Consider the following 15744-nt stretch of genomic DNA (forward strand, 5'->3'; position numbering starts at 1 on the left):
AGGGGACACCACCGGCGAAGACACCAGAGCAATCCTGAAATAGTCGTGTGCAGCGACCGTATCAAGTCACCAGGGATCACGCAGATAGTCCGGGTACCAGCCCGGATGCCCCTGCTGGTCTCATTTCTTCAAAATAAGAGCCGCAGCTTTGCGAGCTACTGCTCAGGTTAAAACCACGGCGCCGGTTGAAGCCTGCGCCGCGGCCATTTCAGTGCAACGGTGTAACAGATAATGCGATGAATCAGACGCCGTTTTGCAACAACATGTTGCGCACGTGACCGATAGCCTTGGTTGGGTTAAGGCCTTTCGGGCAGACGTTGACGCAGTTCATGATGCCGCGGCAGCGGAATACGCTGAACGGGTCATCAAGCGAAGCCAGACGTTCACTGGTGCGTGTGTCACGGCTGTCAGCCAGAAAACGATAGGCTTGCAGCAGTGCAGCAGGGCCCAGGAACTTGTCGGGGTTCCACCAGAAGGACGGGCACGAAGTCGAGCAGCAAGCGCACAGAATACACTCGTACAGACCGTCGAGCTTCTCGCGCTCTTCCGGAGTTTGCAGACGTTCGATGGCCGGAGCCGGCGTGTCGTTCTGCAGGAACGGCTTCACCTTCTCGTACTGCTTGTAGAAGATGCTCATATCGACGACCAGGTCACGAATGACCGGCAAACCAGGCAGCGGACGTACGATCAGCTTGTTCTTGGCGACAACCGCAGACAGCGGCGTGATGCACGCCAGGCCGTTCTTGCCGTTGATGTTCATGCCATCCGAACCACACACGCCTTCACGGCATGAACGACGGTAAGAAAAGCCTTCGTCCTGTTCCTTGACCAGCGCCAGCACGTCCAGAACCATCAGGTCCTTGCCACCGGTATCGACCTGAAACTCCTGCATGAAGGGTGCAGCGTCCTGATCAGGGTTGTAACGATAAACACTGACTTGCAACATATCGGTCACCCCTTAATAAGTCCGAATCTTGGGCTCAAAAGTCGGAACAGTCTTCGGCGAGAAGTTCACGGCACGCTTGGTTACACGCTTGTCACCCGGGAAATACAGGGTGTGGCACAACCAGTTCTCGTCGTCGCGATCTTCAAAGTCTTCACGGGCGTGAGCGCCGCGGGACTCTTTACGATTCTCTGCGGCAATCGCCGTAGCTTCGGCAACTTCCAGCAGGTTTTGCAGTTCAAGCGCTTCGATACGGGCGGTGTTGAATGCCTGGCTCTTGTCGTTGATCTTGACGTTGGCGATGCGCACGCGCAGGTCAGCCAGCTGAGCAATACCCTTCTGCATGTATTCGCCGGTACGGAACACACCGAAGTAGTTCTGCATGCAGCTCTGCAGCTCTTTACGCAGGGTGGCAACGTCTTCGCCAGTGGTACGCTCGTTCAGGCCGGCAAGACGCGCGAGAGCAGCATCGATGTCGGACTGCGAAGCACGTGCGTATTCAACGCCTTCACGCAATGCCTGCTCCAGGTGGATACCTGCAGCGCGACCGAACACCACCAGGTCGAGCAGCGAGTTGCCGCCCAGGCGGTTTGCGCCGTGTACGGATACGCAAGCCACTTCACCTACGGCGAACAGGCCCGGGATGATCTGGTCGACGCCAGCCGCATCCTGAGTGATTGCCTGACCATGAATGTTGGTAGCAACACCACCCATCATGTAATGGCAGGTTGGAACCACGGGAATCGGAGCAGTTGCAGGGTCGACGTGGGCAAAGGTCTTGGACAGCTCCATGATGCCTGGCAGACGGCTGTGCAGCACTTCCTCGCCCAGGTGATCGAGCTTGAGCATCACGTGGTCGCCATCAGGACCACAGCCGTTACCGGCGATGATTTCCTTGACCATGGAACGCGCGACCACGTCACGACCTGCAAGGTCCTTGGCGTTCGGCGCATAACGCTCCATGAAACGCTCGCCGTGCTTGTTGATCAGGTAACCGCCTTCACCGCGGCAACCTTCTGTGACCAGTACACCTGCGCCGGCGATGCCGGTTGGGTGGAACTGCCACATTTCGATGTCCTGTACCGGCACGCCAGCGCGAAGCGCCATGCCGATACCGTCACCGGTGTTGATCAGGGCATTAGTGGTGGACGAGTAGATGCGACCTGCACCGCCAGTTGCCAGCACGGTAGCGTGAGCACGGATGTAAGAGGTCTCGCCTGTCTCGATGCAGATGGCGATGATGCCGACAAAGTCGCCATTCTGGTTTTTCACCAGATCCACTGCGTAGTATTCATTGAGGAATACTGTGCCAGCCTTGAGGTTGGCCTGATACAGGGTGTGCAGCAGGGCGTGACCGGTACGGTCGGCCGCAGCACAGGTACGGGCAGCCTGACCGCCTTTGCCGAAGTCCTTGGACTGACCGCCGAACGGGCGCTGATAGATGCGGCCCTGCTCGGTACGGGAGAACGGCAGGCCCATGTGCTCGAGCTCGAAGACCGCTTCCGGACCTACGGAACACATGTACTCGATAGCGTCCTGGTCACCGATGTAGTCGGAGCCTTTGACGGTATCGTACATGTGCCAGCGCCAGTCATCGTTCGGATCGGCCGAAGCGATTGCGCAGGTGATGCCACCCTGGGCGGAAACAGTGTGCGAACGGGTCGGGAAGACCTTGGTGACTACGGCAGTCTTGTGACCACCCTGAGCCAGTTGCAGTGCAGCGCGCATGCCTGCACCGCCGCCACCGATGATGATGGCGTCGAACGAAAGCGCATTAATGTTAGCCATGGATCAGATACCCCAAAGAATCTGCACGCCCCAGACGAAGTAAGCGAACATCAGAACGCCGCATACAGCCTGGAACAGGAAACGTACGGCAGTCGCGGACTTGCCCAGCGCCATCGGCGTCAGGTAGTCGGTCGCGATGGTCCACATGCCGACCCAGGCGTGAGCGCCAAGGGCAACAAGCGCCAGCAGACTGAAGATACGCATTCCGTTGTGTGCGAACAGATCATGCCATTGGGCGTAACTCAGACCCGGATGAAAGACCATGTAGCCGATCAGGAATATGAAATAAGCCGCGAGCACGACGGCGGAGACGCGTTGCGCCATCCAGTCGTAGAGACCCGAACGCGACAGGTTCGTGACGTTGGTTACCATATCCATACTCCCGCCAGAAGAATCAGCACCACGGAAACCGCGATGACGATTTTGGAGCCCAGCTTGCCGCCCTCGAGCGTCTCGCCTACCCCGGAGTCCATGATCAGGTGACGAATACCGGCCACCATGTGGTACAGCAGGGCAGAAAGAAGTCCCCAGATGACCAGCTTGGCCAGCGGACTGGTCATATACGCCTTGACTTCACCGAACCCTTCTTCGGACGCCAGCGACTTGTCCATTGCATACAGCATGATTGCAATACCGACAAAGAGGATGACACCGGAGATGCGGTGAAGGATGGACGTGTAAGCGGTGACTGGGAGCTTGATGGTCCTTAGGTCTAGATTTACAGGTCGTTGGCTATTCACGGCTTTTTTTCACACTGAAGAGCCCCTAACAATCAGGGCAAGTTGTTGGGAAGTGCACTGGTCAGGTACCCACCACCCAGGAAGTGACGACCCCCTTGAAACAGGCCAAAAAGCCTCTGGCGGTCGGACGCCGAGTATAGACAGTTAGGGCGCTAATGACAACGCGCAGACTTACCGCGAATGGCGCATTGCGTTAGCGGGACAAAAGGCGTAAACGGCAGTAAACAGCCGTGAAAAATCCCCGGCCGGGGCCTTGCGGAACATGACTTTAGGCAAATTGACTTTAGAATTTATCTCACTATAGTGATGCGGGCCCTGCGTGGGGGGCCTGTCTGATGATTTGAAGCATAAATAGGAGGCCACATGGCTGACAAAAAAGCGCAGTTGATCATCGAGGGCGCAGCCCCCGTCGAGCTGCCAATTCTGACCGGTACAGTGGGTCCGGACGTGATCGACGTACGCGGACTGACCGCCACCGGCCGCTTCACATTTGACCCTGGCTTCATGTCCACGGCATCTTGCGAGTCGAAGATCACCTACATCGATGGTGACAATGGAATCCTGCTTCACCGCGGCTACCCTATCGAACAACTGGCCGAGCAGTCCGATTACCTCGAAACCTGTTACCTGCTGCTCAACGGCGAATTGCCGACCGCCGAACAGAAAGCCCAGTTTGTGGCCGTGGTCAAGAACCACACGATGGTTCACGAGCAACTCAAGACATTTTTCAACGGTTTCCGCCGCGATGCCCACCCGATGGCCGTCATGTGCGGCGTAGTCGGCGCCCTTTCTGCGTTCTATCACGACTCGCTGGACATCAATAACCCGCAGCACCGCGAAATTTCGGCAGTGCGCCTGGTAGCCAAGATGCCGACCCTGGCAGCGATGGTCTACAAGTACTCCATGGGGCAACCCATGATGTACCCGCGTAACGACCTCAGCTACGCCGAGAATTTCCTGCACATGATGTTCAACACCCCGTGCGAGATCAAACCGATCAGCCCGGTACTGGCCAAGGCGATGGACAAGATCTTCATCCTCCACGCCGATCACGAGCAGAATGCCTCCACCTCCACCGTGCGCATGGCCGGCTCCTCTGGCGCCAACCCGTTCGCTTGCATCGCGGCCGGCATTGCCGCGCTCTGGGGCCCGGCTCACGGCGGCGCCAACGAGGCGGTACTGACCATGCTTGATGAAATTGGCGATGTATCCAACATCGACAAGTTCATTGCCAAGGCCAAGGACAAGAACGACCCGTTCAAGCTCATGGGTTTCGGCCATCGCGTCTACAAGAACCGCGACCCTCGTGCCACCGTGATGAAGCAGACCTGCGACGAAGTCCTGAAGGAACTGGGCATCAAAAACGATCCTCAGCTCGAGCTCGCCATGCGCCTCGAAGAGATCGCCCTCACCGACCCATACTTCATCGAGCGCTCGCTGTACCCGAACGTCGACTTCTACTCGGGCATCATCCTCAAGGCCATCGGCATTCCGACCAGCATGTTCACCGTGATCTTCGCTCTGGCGCGGACCGTCGGCTGGATCTCGCACTGGAAGGAAATGCTCTCCAGCCCTTACAAGATCGGTCGTCCACGCCAGCTTTATACCGGCGACGTGCAACGCGATATCGTCCCGCTGCAAGACCGCAAGTAGGCGTTACCTGCAAAAAACAAGGGGCTGCCAGTGGGCAGCCCTTTTTTTGTATGTATTCTTTTCGTACCGGGCTTTGAATTACTGCGCAGCCCTGTCTCTGAGCGCCTTGAGGGTATTGAACGGCGCATCGACAACGAACTTGTTGGCCAGCATAGATGGCACACTGCCGCCTGGCTCTGTATGCACCTGATAGGTCACTTCAGTCTGCTGAGGGCCTTTAGGGACCATCCTCCAGAAGCCCTTGACCTCCGCGACGCGAACAAAGCCTTTTTCTTCCGGAATGTATTTCGGTTGCTCTTCAAGCGTCCGCGTGACACTGCCGTCAGCGCCCTCCAGCGTCGTAACCAGCAAAACCGAATCGCGGGGCGTTACCGGCCAAGGCGTATTGAACTGGCTGTAAGTCCAGGTCTTGTCGCCTTCATGCTTGAGTATCTTCTGCAATTTGCACTCATGAATCCACGCGCAGGCACCCACCACATCCTCCTGAAGTGCACGCAACTTGCCCACACTGGCGTTGATCACCGCAACACCCCGGTAAGCCTTGTAATCAGACCCGGGCACATCACTCAGAGATATCTTGATACCGTCCTCGTCCTTGACGACCTTCCAGTCCTCAGCCTGCGCTACACCGACAAGCATTACAGTCAGACCACAAGCAACAGCCATGCGATACAGCGGACTCATTGTTTTATTCCTTGTTTTAACGTTCCGACAAAGCGCTAGCGCTCACAAAAAACTTTTCAAGCCACGGCAGTCGCTTTTTCCCACCAGCCAATAAGGCGAATGGCGTCCGCCTGATCGATACCGCAGACGTCTTCCGCCGCCTTGAACTGACTGCAGACGGCAGGACGCTCAGGCATCCCGAACAAGGCGCATAACAGCTCCACCGACAGGTGCAGACACCGCTCGCCGGCAGGCTTCCCCTGGGGCATACCCGGTATGGGTGACGTGATGGAAGGCGCGATGCAACACGCACCACAATCAGAACGGCAGTCCATGACCCGAAACCCTTATTGGAAATATGAAAAAACAGGAAGGATAGTAACCGCCGAAATGCCGGTTTGAAAACGCCGTATCGGACGATACGCAGGGCTTACTGCTTGAATTTGAAATCCAGTGCTGCGCCTTCAACGTCACGACGGTTGTCGTTACGCATCTGCAGCTGCATCTCATTGGTCAGCAACCGGCCTTCCAGTTCGAAAGGACTGGCGCCAGGAGAGTCACCGAACATCTGCGGCAACAAGGGCTTGGGCTTGCGCTTGCCGGTGATGACATTGGCTGGCGGCTCAAGCTCTTTGACCAGCTCGGGGGGCAGGCTCAGGTCAAGCCTGGGCGATTTGATTCGCACGTCCTTGGCCTTGGGCTGCTTGCTGGCCTTGCGATTACTGACGGAAGCCTCTCGTTTGGCCACCGCAGCCTTGGCAACGGCAGCTTTCGACGACGACTTGTCAGCCCCGGAGACAGGCGCTTTGTGGATCTGAGCAGCAGATGGTGCACTGGACTCTTTGCCGACCACCACTGGGACCACAGGGACGCCCGGCATAAGTTCATGCATGGAGTCCGGCACTTTAGGCAATATGGTCTCAGTCACCGACGCAGCAGGCTCAGTATCTTTTTTACTTGCGATCGCTTTGGATGCAGCAGGTGCCGGAGCGGCTGCTTCGGTCTTTGGCTTGGGCACGGGTGGGTCCTGAGCATCGCAACCGCTCAGCAGAACCAGAATGAACAACCCGATACAACGAAACGCATTCATAGGCAGAAATCAGACAAGAAGTGGCAACGCCAAAAAGAAACATATGCTGTCCTTTTGAGGCCACGGTGACAAGACAAGAGTTCCGAAGAATTGCCAAAAAAAGCGTCTGTCACTCAATAGACTGGAACAGTCTCGTGACACAACTGTTTGGCCAGCAGCCCCAACGTCATCAGCGCCCGCTCCGCTTCCTTGTTCCAAGGCATGCCGCAATTGAGGCGTATGCAGTGATTGAACTGTTCAGTGTTACTGAAGATCAGGCCGGGCGCGATGCTGATGCCCTGCTCCAGCGCCCGCACATGTAGCTCCTGAGTATTGACCCTGCCCGGCAGGCTGACCCACAGAATAAAGCCACCAGCCGGACGACTCATCTGCGTCCCTTCCGGAAAAAACTGCTGTACGGCGAGCTGGTAGGCGCTCAGGTTCTTCCGATACTCGAGACGAATGAAACGCAGGTGCCGGTCATAACCACCGTTCTCGAGGTAGGCGGCAATACCCATCTGTGTGACGCTGCACGCCGAATGGGTACTGAAGGTCTGCAGGCGTTGAATTTCTGCCTGATACTTGCCAGCAATCATCCAGCCGACGCGCACGCCTGGCGACAGTGTCTTGGAAAAGCTGCAGCAGTAGACCACCCTGCCCAGCCGATCAAACGCCTTGAGCGCCTTGGTTCGACCGACCTCGAACATCAGCTCGCCATACACATCGTCCTCGACCACCTGTATATCGAAGTCCGAGGCCAGACGCAGGAGGTTTTTCTGCCGCTCTTCGGGCATGGTGCCGCCCAAGGGGTTACTCAGGCGCGAGGTCAGCACCAGCGCCTTGATCGACCACTGATTGGCCGCCAGCTGCAAGGCCTCAAGGCTGATGCCGGTAGCCGGATCGCTGGGAATTTCGATGACTTTGAGACCCAGCAGATCGGCGAGCTGCAACAAACCGTAATACGCAGGCGATTCGGCGGCGATCAGGTCGCCGGGCCGGGTAAGTACCCGCAAAGCCATTTGCAATGCATCGACACAGCCATGAGTAATGACCACCTCGGAAGGATCAACCACCACGCCCGCGTCGCGCATGCGGATAGCCACTTGCCTGCGCAATGGCTCGAACCCTGGGCTGAACATGTAACTGAACGCGCGCGGGCTGTGAAACCGCGTGACCTTGGCCAACTGCTGGTGCAACGCACGAACCGGTAAATAGTCAACATGCGGCACCGCCGCTCCCAACGCGAAAACGCCCTCGCGGCGCGACTCTTCAAGGACCTGCTGAATGATACTGCTGCGGGTGACCAGCCCCGGCCGCTCGACACGCGCGATGTCAGGCGTCGAAGCGGTCAGCGCCGGAGTCTGGTGAACGTAGTAACCGGACTGCGGACGCGCACGTATCAAGCCTTGATCTTCAAGGTTCGCATACGCCTGCAAAACCGTCGCATGGCTGACATTGAGCTGCGAACTCATCTTGCGAACCGAAGGCACGCGCTCGCCAGGCTGGTACACGCCGCGGCGGATGTCTTCAGCCAATTGCTGAGCGATACGCTGATAGAGCAAAAGATTGGTCATACGCAGCCTCGAAAAGACCGGTGATTTATTATTTTAAAGATACAGATTGGTAAAAACCGGCACTGCCCCGAAGTGTACGGGAACAGTTTGCGATTCGGCCAGTGATCGCTTTGGCTGCGTGAAAATAAACGCGGTCGACAGCGCCTGACTCAAGAAATTTAAGGCTTAAAAAACCCGAGGCTGTTTCCAGCATCGGGTCTTTTGTTGAACGTCGTGTCAGCGAGCAGCGCCCAACTGGCCTTTCTCGTCCGAGAACACAATTTCGACGCGTCGGTTCTGCGCACGCCCGCGTTCGGAAGTGTTGGCATCTACCGGGAATTGCTGGCCGTAGCCTTCAACCTGAATACGCTTTTCATCCACTCCCAGGTCTATCAGCACGTCTGCGACAGCTTGGGCACGGTCTTTCGAGAGCTTCAGATTCTCCTGACGATCACCCGTGCTGTCGGTGTAACCCTCGATTCTGACCACGCGGCGCGGATTGATCTGTAGGAACTGCACGACTTTGAGAATGGTGCGGCTGGCCGAGTTCTTCAGCTCGGCATGGCCTGCGTCAAACAGCACATCGCCCAAGGTCATGACCAGCCCGCGATCAGTCTGGGTAGTGGCCAGACTGAGGATCTGGTCTTCCAGCCAGCGCCCTTGCTGCTGGGCGCTGGCCAGCTTGGCTTCACGCAAAGCCAATTGCATGCGCTGACGCTCCATGTCCATTTTTACCAGACGCTCCTGACTCAGCATCAGGTTGCTGTGCTCACGAGCGATTTCGCTGTAGCGACTGCTTAGATAAGCGTAATGGCTCACATCGGCACCGCTGCCCAGATAACTGGTCAGCCGCTCGGCGCGGGCCAGGGATTCCCCGGCACGAATCACATCCTTGGGAGCGCTGCGCAGCACGTCGGTGTCTTCCTTGACCTTCTGAAAATCGGCGCTGGCTTGCTGCAAAGCCTGACCACTGTCCTGATGACCGGCACACCCGTAAAGCCCGGCCGAGCCCAGCAGCAGACCCACACTCAAGACACGCGAAAAACGGTTCATTGCGCCTCTCCCAGCTGCTTGCGCAAGCGGTTGAGGCGAGTATTCAACTGAGTGACCTGCTCCTGGCTTTTGAGGGTCAGCACACGCGCTTCGGCCAGCCTTGCATCGAGCTCGGCCTGCTCGGCTTTCATTCGCGCGTCCTTGTAGGCGTGGCTCGTCATCGAAGCTCGGGCCTCGGCAAACCGTGCCAGAGCAATTGCCATCTCTGGCTGGTCGTCGCTCGCGCCAACCGCCTTGGCCTGCTCCAGCGCCTGCTCGGTCAACTTGAATTGCTCGGAGGGCACAGGATCACTGGCACATCCGGCCAGCGTGGCGATTGCCATGAAGGCAACTGAAAAACGAATACTCACAAAAACATTCCTACTTGTTTGGGGCGCTGGCATTGGCAGGTTGCAATAACTGGGCTTTCCACAGCTCCAGGTTGTGCTTGATCACTTCGCCCGCAAGGCCGGAGGCCGAAGATTCTGTCATCTTTTTCGCCAGCTGTCCGCGCAACCATGGATCATTGCAGGCCGAGTTGAACGACAACGCCAGGTAAAAACCGGGCGTATCAACCGGCTCAGGCTGAGCGATAAGGTCTGCAGACAGGCCCAGCGTCTGCACCATGACCATCCCTGCGTAGCGCCCGGCGAGCACATAATCGGTATCGCCCAACGCCAGCTTCTGAAAAGCCGCCGTCAGACCTGGCAGGCGCTCCAGCGTCAGATGCTGTCTGGCCATATCCTCAAACAACGGCGTCAACCGGGTCTTTTCCGACATGGCGCCAGGATGACCTTGCAGCGCGCCGACGGCATTGAACGGCAGGGCATGATCACGACGTGTCCAGACCATGATGTCGTTCTGCACAACCGGCGGATGAATATAGTCGAGGAATTCGAGCTGAGCGGTATTCAAGGGAGCGTCGGCCAGCATGTCCATACGCCCGGTCCGCACCTCCTCCAGCGCCTGGCTGCGCTTGCCGCCGTAGAGAAACTCGAGCTTGACGCCCAGCTCGCTCGCCGCCTGAGTCAACAGATCAGCATTGGCGCCCATCAGATGCCGCGGCTCGTCAGGATCACGCCACAGGTAGGGAGGCGCATCGGGGCTGCCAGTCACGATCAGACGCTCGCATTTGCCTGCTGCCGATGCGAGTGTCGGCAGCATGACCAGCCCGAGAACAAGCGAAGACAGCCGCCGGAAATACGCCATGAACAGTCCTTATGAAAATCAATAAAAAACCCGCTCAGGCCGGGCCGGTGTACCGCAATCACGCTGGCGATACATCGATTCCGAACGGAACGGGTTTCTTTATAGTGGATGCGTCTGGCTTAAACCAGCTTCTCCAGCTCGGGAATGGCTTCGAACAAGTCAGCTACCAGACCGTAATCGGCCACCTGGAAGATCGGCGCCTCTTCGTCCTTGTTGATCGCGACGATCACCTTCGAATCCTTCATGCCGGCCAGATGCTGGATCGCGCCGGAAATACCGACCGCAATGTAGAGCTGCGGGGCGACGATCTTGCCGGTCTGACCGACCTGCATGTCGTTGGGTACGAAACCGGCGTCGACCGCGGCACGGGAAGCACCAACTGCCGCACCGAGCTTGTCGGCAAGGGTATACAGATGCTTGAAGTTATCGCCGTTCTGCATGCCGCGACCGCCGGAAACGACGATTTTGGCTGCGGTCAGCTCAGGGCGATCGGACGTGGCCAGCTCTTCGCCAACAAAACTCGATTTGCCAGCATCGTGAGCAGCCGACACTGCTTCGACGGTGGCGGAACCACCCTCGGCAGCAACCGGATCGAAACCGGTGGCACGTACCGTGATGACCTTGACCGAAGCGGTGGATTGCACAGTGGCAATCGCGTTACCGGCGTAGATAGGACGAGTGAACGTATCAGCCGAAACCACCGAAACGATTTCGGAAATCTGGTCCACGTCCAGCTGCGCAGCAACACGAGGCAGGATGTTCTTGCCGTTCGAGGTTGCAGCGGCAAGAACGTGACTGTGGCCTGCAGCCAGCTCGACCACCAGTGGCGCTACGTTTTCCGGCAACTGATGCGCATAAACGGCGTTGTCAGCCACCAGCACTTTCGCCACACCAGCAATTTTGGCCGCGGCTTCGGCAACGGCGCTAACGCCTGACCCAGCCACCAGCAGGTGGATTTCTCCACCGATCTTCTGGGCAGCAGCCACCGTATTGAGCGTAGCCGGGGCTACGGTCGCGTTGTCATGTTCAGCGATAACCAGGATCGTCATTTAGATTACCTTCGCTTCGTTTTTCAGTTTCTCGACCAGTTCAGCCACCGATTTGACCTTGATGCCTGCGCTGCGTGCAGCCGGCGCTTCGACCTTGAGGGTCTTGTTGGTCGAAGCCGTTGAAACGCCCAGCGCGTCAGGCGTCAGCACTTCGAGCGGTTTCTTCTTGGCCTTCATGATATTGGGCAGAGAGGCGTAACGTGGCTCGTTCAGACGCAGGTCTGTGGTCACGATGGCTGGCAGGCTCAGGGAGACGGTCTGCAGACCGCCGTCGATTTCGCGGGTTACCGCAACCTTGTCGCCGGTCACTTCGACTTTCGAAGCAAATGTGCCTTGCGGATAGCCGCTCAAGGCAGCCAGCATCTGGCCAGTCTGATTGTTATCACTGTCGATAGCCTGCTTGCCGAGGATGACCAATTGCGGCTGCTCCTTGTCGACAACGGCCTTGAGCAGCTTGGCAACGGCCAGCGAGGTCAGTTCCTCGGCGGACTCGACCAGTACGGCGCGGTCTGCACCCAGCGCCAGAGCAGTGCGCAGTTGTTCCTGAGCAGTGGTCGGGCCGATGGTAACGACCACGATTTCTGTCACGACGCCCTTCTCCTTCAGGCGCACCGCTTCTTCAACAGCGATTTCGCAGAAAGGATTCATCGACATTTTGACGTTGGCCAGATCGACGCCGGAGTTGTCCGCCTTGACGCGAACCTTGACGTTGTAATCGACCACTCGTTTGACAGCTACAAGAACCTTCATGGATTCCTCACTCTCCGGTGAAAAGAAGTCGCCCGGCAACACCAGGCGATCGATATATGTGTCCTCAACAAGCAATCGTACGGGTGCAGGCCAGTGGCGCAACGCTGAAACGCGCCATAAAAGCCGGGGGCAGCCGTCAAGCAGCGGCGGTATGTGTAAAATGCGCCGTGCGACATGGAGCGGTACCTGCACCGCGCCTGCCTGATGCTTTTTTGAAGATTCGCCTGAACCTGTTTTTAGCCTACGGCAAACGCAAAACCGCCCGTATCTTGACCGCAACGCCTTTTCCGGTCAATACGCCAAATCGGCCAGTCATGGGTCTGCTGTCTTTGATTTATCAGGGCTGCGGCCGATTCAAACAAACGTTTGTATTGGACCCGCACAGTGGTGTAGATATAATGCGTGCCATTAAAAGACGGGCGGTGTCCAACACCCCATACGTCAGCGCGCAACGACTCATAAAGCAGCGCCCCATAAAAACACCGTGAGCCTTGAGAGTAGGAGATAGCCTGTGGAACGCGAATACATGGAATTCGACGTCGTTATCGTCGGAGCCGGCCCTTCCGGGCTTTCTGCCGCTTGCCGCCTTAAACAGAAGGCCGCTGAAGCCGGGAAGGAAATCAGCGTCTGCGTGGTGGAAAAAGGCTCTGAAGTGGGGGCTCACATTCTGTCCGGTGCAGTGTTCGAGCCGCGCGCGCTCAACGAACTGTTCCCTGACTGGAAGGAATTGGGGGCGCCGCTCAATACGCCGGTCAAGCGCGACGACATCTATGTACTGAACGATGCTGAAAAAGCCCGGAAAATTCCTGACTTTTTCGTTCCCAAGACCATGCACAACCATGGCAACTACATCATTTCTCTCGGCAACCTGTGCCGCTGGCTCGCCCAACAGGCCGAGAACCTGGGTGTGGAGATCTACCCGGGCTTCGCCGCCCAAGAGGCGCTGTTCGACGAAAACGGCGTGGTACGCGGTATCGTCACCGGCGATCTGGGCGTCGACCGCGAAGGCAATCCCAAAGAAGGCCTGTACACCCCCGGCATGGAACTGCGCGCCAAGTACACGCTGTTCGCCGAAGGCTGCCGTGGTCACATCGGCAAGCAACTGCTCAAGCGTTTCGACCTGGATAACGAAGTCGATGTGCAGCATTACGCCATCGGCCTCAAGGAAATCTGGGAAGTCGACCCTGCGAAACACGAACAGGGTCTGGTGGTACACACCGCAGGCTGGCCACTGGACGACGCCAACCCGGGCGGCTCTTTCCTGTACCACCTGGAGAACAATCAGGTGGTGGTCGGCCTGATCGTAGATTTGTCCTACAGCAACCCTTACCTGTCGCCGTTCGACGAATTCCAGCGCTACAAGCATCACCCGGTCGTCAAACAGTACCTCGAAGGCGGCAAGCGCATCAGCTATGGCGCACGTGCGATTACCAAGGGTGGCCTGAACTCGCTGCCGAAGATGGTCTTCCCTGGCGGCGCCTTGATCGGCTGCGATCTGGGCACACTGAACTTCGCCAAGATCAAAGGCAGCCACACGGCAATGAAATCCGGCATGCTCGCTGCCGACTCAGTGGCAGACGCCCTGTTCGCCGGCAATGAAGGCGGCGATGTGCTGACCTCCTACGTCGATGCCTTCAAGGCCAGCTGGCTGCATGCAGAGCTGTTCGCCAGCCGCAACTTCGGCGTGGCGATTCACAAATACGGCGCCATCAAGGGTGGCGCATTCAACTTCATCGATCAGAACATCTTCGGTGGCAAGCTGCCGTTCACCCTGCACGACACCAAGCCAGACTACGCCTGCCTCAAGCTGGCGGCAGACTCGAAGAAAATCGATTACCCGAAGCCCGACGGCAAACTCAGTTTCGACAAGCTGAGTTCGGTATTCCTCTCCAGCACCAACCATGAAGAGGAACAACCCTGCCACCTCAAGCTGACCGACCCGAGCATCCCGATCAGCAGGAACCTGCCACTGTACGACGAGCCCGCGCAGCGCTATTGCCCGGCAGGCGTTTACGAAGTCATCACCAAAGAGGATGGCGAGAAACGCTTTCAGATCAACGCGCAGAACTGCGTGCACTGCAAGACGTGTGACATCAAGGACCCGTCGCAGAACATCACCTGGGTCGCCCCGGAAGGCGCTGGCGGGCCGACTTACCCGAACATGTAGTCAGCAGCAAACCGATAACGGAAAAGCCCCTTTTGGGGCTTTTTTCGTTTCAGGCGGGTACACGCAGGTGGCTGCTCTCCTCACCCGGGCTGCGTTCGAAGTAGCGTTTGTATTCACGACTGAACTGCGAAGCGCTCTGATAACCGACCTTGAGTGCAGCCTGTGCCACATTCAGGCCTTCGGCGACCAGCAATTGCTGAGCCTTGAGCAGGCGCAGGCGCTTGAGGTATTGCACCGGCGACAACAGCGTGCTGCGCTTGAAGTGCTCGTGAAAGGTCGAGGTGCTCATGTTTGCGCAGCGTGCCAGGGTATCGACGTTCAGCGCATGATCATAATGCTCATGCAGGTAATTGACCGCCGAGGCAATTCGCGCGAACTGGCCCTGCTGCTCGACCAGCGCGCGCAATACACCTGACTGCGGTCCTCGCAGCGCGCTGTAAAGCACATCACGAATCCGTGATTGCCCCATCGCCTGGCACTCGAGCGGGTCGTGCAGACAGCGCAACAGACGCTCGACGCTGTCGCGCATTGCAGTGTCGATCACAACCGAGGTCATGGATTCGGGGGTCTGTAACTGGCTGTCCTGCTCGCTCGCAGGGCCCATTGCCTGCACCAGCTCACCGAGCAGCACCCGGTCGATGGCGACCGAAACGCCGTAGAGCGGTTTGTCAGGCGTGGCGAAGGTTTCACACTTGAACGGCACCGAAAGCGCCTGGATCAGGTAATGCCCGGTACCGTACTCAAAGGTGCGCGGCCCCAGGCAGGCAACCTTGCTGCCTTGCACCACAATCATAAGGCTGGGCTCGTAGATCTGCGGGCTGCTGGCCACGTAACCGAAGGCTGACAGGACACGAACCTCAGGCAGAAAGGTTGCAACAAAGCCAGGGCGTACAGCCAGAGGCTTGATCAGGGAGACGAGCGTGGCATTGCCAGCAGAGGGAAACGCAAGCGACATGGGGAGCAGGCCGACAGAGTAATAGACAGCCGTATCATCGCAGATTTAAGCCTCGTAGCTGACACGCAATTTTTAGCCCGGAGAAATAGGCATTAAACACGGAGGATTCACCATAGCCGTGACGGGCGCGCATCTGGACAATGGCTCGCCTCTATTTCGTTACACCTTGCGAG

The 15744-nt window shown here is 57.8% G+C and carries 17 protein-coding genes; 3 read left to right on the forward strand and 14 right to left on the reverse strand.

The window, feature by feature from the left end:
- Positions 1 to 241: 241 nt before the first annotated feature.
- Genes I9H09_RS15660 through sdhC form a run of 4 tightly spaced genes read right to left on the reverse strand, consistent with a single transcriptional unit; the run spans position 242 to position 3471 of the window.
- On the reverse strand, positions 242 to 946 hold the full coding sequence (locus I9H09_RS15660) for a succinate dehydrogenase iron-sulfur subunit (RefSeq protein ID WP_003316554.1): 705 nt from the start codon (positions 944 to 946) through the stop codon (positions 242 to 244).
- 12 nt (positions 947 to 958) lie between these two features.
- Entirely contained in the window at positions 959 to 2731 is a 1773-nt protein-coding gene (gene sdhA, locus I9H09_RS15665; protein ID WP_005896972.1) for a succinate dehydrogenase flavoprotein subunit, read from the reverse strand.
- 3 nt (positions 2732 to 2734) lie between these two features.
- On the reverse strand, positions 2735 to 3103 hold the full coding sequence (sdhD, locus tag I9H09_RS15670; RefSeq protein ID WP_003382006.1) for a succinate dehydrogenase, hydrophobic membrane anchor protein: 369 nt from the start codon (positions 3101 to 3103) through the stop codon (positions 2735 to 2737).
- On the reverse strand, positions 3097 to 3471 hold the full coding sequence (sdhC, locus tag I9H09_RS15675) for a succinate dehydrogenase, cytochrome b556 subunit (protein ID WP_024669574.1): 375 nt from the start codon (positions 3469 to 3471) through the stop codon (positions 3097 to 3099). The genes sdhD and sdhC overlap by 7 nt, the downstream gene beginning before the upstream one ends.
- 363 nt (positions 3472 to 3834) lie before the next feature.
- Here sdhC and gltA point away from each other — a divergent pair, with 363 nt between their 5' ends.
- Entirely contained in the window at positions 3835 to 5124 is a 1290-nt protein-coding gene (gene gltA, locus I9H09_RS15680; RefSeq protein WP_005896966.1) for a citrate synthase, read from the forward strand.
- Between the two features lie 78 nt (positions 5125 to 5202).
- Here gltA and I9H09_RS15685 read toward each other — a convergent pair whose 3' ends face one another.
- The 9 genes from I9H09_RS15685 to I9H09_RS15725 form a co-directional block, all read right to left on the reverse strand.
- A complete protein-coding gene (locus I9H09_RS15685) occupies positions 5203 to 5808 on the reverse strand; it encodes an START domain-containing protein (RefSeq protein WP_005896963.1) in 606 nt (201 codons plus the stop codon).
- 56 nt (positions 5809 to 5864) lie between these two features.
- Positions 5865 to 6122, reverse strand: coding sequence for a YkgJ family cysteine cluster protein (locus I9H09_RS15690; RefSeq protein WP_024669573.1), 258 nt, complete (start codon positions 6120 to 6122; stop codon positions 5865 to 5867).
- Between the two features lie 95 nt (positions 6123 to 6217).
- Positions 6218 to 6877 (reverse strand): translation initiation factor 2, encoded by a 660-nt coding sequence (locus I9H09_RS15695; RefSeq protein WP_122323466.1) that lies wholly within the window; start codon positions 6875 to 6877, stop codon positions 6218 to 6220.
- Between the two features lie 113 nt (positions 6878 to 6990).
- Positions 6991 to 8430, reverse strand: coding sequence for an aminotransferase-like domain-containing protein (locus I9H09_RS15700; RefSeq protein ID WP_122347795.1), 1440 nt, complete (start codon positions 8428 to 8430; stop codon positions 6991 to 6993).
- A gap of 216 nt (positions 8431 to 8646) precedes the next feature.
- A complete protein-coding gene (locus tag I9H09_RS15705) occupies positions 8647 to 9462 on the reverse strand; it encodes an OmpA family protein (RefSeq protein WP_005896954.1) in 816 nt (271 codons plus the stop codon).
- Positions 9459 to 9812 (reverse strand): DUF4398 domain-containing protein, encoded by a 354-nt coding sequence (locus I9H09_RS15710; RefSeq protein ID WP_005896952.1) that lies wholly within the window; start codon positions 9810 to 9812, stop codon positions 9459 to 9461. The genes I9H09_RS15705 and I9H09_RS15710 overlap by 4 nt, the downstream gene beginning before the upstream one ends.
- 10 nt (positions 9813 to 9822) lie before the next feature.
- Positions 9823 to 10650 carry a substrate-binding periplasmic protein gene (locus I9H09_RS15715; RefSeq protein ID WP_122347796.1) on the reverse strand — a complete coding sequence of 276 codons (828 nt, stop codon included), beginning with the start codon at positions 10648 to 10650 and terminating at the stop codon, positions 9823 to 9825.
- Between the two features lie 119 nt (positions 10651 to 10769).
- Positions 10770 to 11699: an electron transfer flavoprotein subunit alpha/FixB family protein gene (locus tag I9H09_RS15720; protein ID WP_005896948.1), complete on the reverse strand. Its 930-nt coding sequence runs from the start codon at positions 11697 to 11699 to the stop codon at positions 10770 to 10772.
- Complete coding sequence (locus tag I9H09_RS15725; RefSeq protein WP_005896946.1) at positions 11700 to 12449, reverse strand: electron transfer flavoprotein subunit beta/FixA family protein; 750 nt, start codon at positions 12447 to 12449, stop codon at positions 11700 to 11702.
- Between the two features lie 56 nt (positions 12450 to 12505).
- Between I9H09_RS15725 and I9H09_RS15730 the strand changes: the two genes are divergently transcribed.
- Together I9H09_RS15730 and I9H09_RS15735 are read left to right on the forward strand one after the other, a co-directional pair.
- Positions 12506 to 12937 (forward strand): hypothetical protein, encoded by a 432-nt coding sequence (locus I9H09_RS15730; protein WP_122347797.1) that lies wholly within the window; start codon positions 12506 to 12508, stop codon positions 12935 to 12937.
- Positions 12938 to 12960: 23 nt separating this feature from the next.
- Complete coding sequence (locus tag I9H09_RS15735; RefSeq protein ID WP_122311831.1) at positions 12961 to 14616, forward strand: electron transfer flavoprotein-ubiquinone oxidoreductase; 1656 nt, start codon at positions 12961 to 12963, stop codon at positions 14614 to 14616.
- A gap of 49 nt (positions 14617 to 14665) precedes the next feature.
- On the opposite strand, the gene I9H09_RS15740 is transcribed toward I9H09_RS15735, so the two are convergent.
- Complete coding sequence (locus I9H09_RS15740; RefSeq protein ID WP_122347798.1) at positions 14666 to 15571, reverse strand: AraC family transcriptional regulator; 906 nt, start codon at positions 15569 to 15571, stop codon at positions 14666 to 14668.
- Positions 15572 to 15744 lie beyond the last annotated feature (173 nt).

It is taken from the genome of Pseudomonas tremae (genome assembly GCF_023278125.1).
Taxonomy (GTDB): Bacteria; Pseudomonadota; Gammaproteobacteria; order Pseudomonadales; family Pseudomonadaceae; genus Aquipseudomonas; species Aquipseudomonas tremae.